We start from the raw sequence: 874 nt of genomic DNA, 5'->3' as shown, positions 1-874 counted from the left end.
TGTTAGGGACGTGCTTCGGATAGCAGGGTTCTGATGATCGGGTAGCGCGAGTATGAGCATCGGATAGCGGTGCCGGTCATCGTGTGCTCGTGTCGGTTCTACGCGTGGCAACCAGGCTGCGCGTGGATCCGAACAGGAGGCACGGGTGACTGATTACCGATTGGTGATGTCGCTACTGCTGCAGGACAGGTCCTACCGGGACATCGAGGCGATCGCGGGTTGCTCGCATCGCACGGTCGCGAAGGCGAAGAAGGTCTGCCACGAGCACGGGTTGACCGCCACGAGCCAGGTCGAGGCGCTCAGCGTCGAGGAGATCGACGTCTTGTTCGCCGATGGGCGCAAGACGCCGTCGAAGGAGTTCGTCGCCTTCGACGTGGCGGCTGCCGTGAAGAAGCGCACGGGCAAGAAGAAGCTGCCGCTGCGGGTGCTGTGGGCCAACTACCTCGACACTGACGGCACGCCGGGGCAGCGGCACTACAGCTACCAGCGGTTCTGCCAGATCATCGGCGAGTACGTCGAGGTCAACGAGCTGACGATGCGGATCGCGCACGTGCCCGGGCACACGATGCAGGTCGACTGGGCGGGCACGAAGATGGCCATCTTCGATCCCGTCACCGGCACCAAGACCACAGTGTCGGTGTTCGTGGCGTCGCTTCCGTACTCGGGGATGGTCTTCGCCTGCGGCTGTCTGGACGAGAAGATGCCGAACTGGCTCGACGCGCACTTGCGGGCGTTCGAGTACTTCGGCGGCGCGGCGCAGGTGATCGTCCCGGACAACGCCTCGACGGCGTCGAACCAGATCGCCCGCGGTGACCGGGCCCGCGAGGTCAACCGTGAGTACCGGGACTTCCTCGAGTATCACCAGACCGCTGCC

Annotated in this window: 1 pseudogene; it reads left to right on the top strand. The window is 64.5% G+C overall.

The annotated features are described in order from the left end of the window. Positions 1 to 145 precede the first annotated feature (145 nt). Positions 146 to 874, top strand: a pseudogene (locus G6020_RS01485) (IS21 family transposase); the annotation flags it as partial.

The organism is Dietzia sp. B19 (assembly GCF_014145155.1).
Taxonomy (GTDB): domain Bacteria; phylum Actinomycetota; class Actinomycetes; order Mycobacteriales; family Mycobacteriaceae; genus Dietzia; species Dietzia natronolimnaea.
This window is presented reverse-complemented; position numbering and strand designations above follow the sequence as displayed.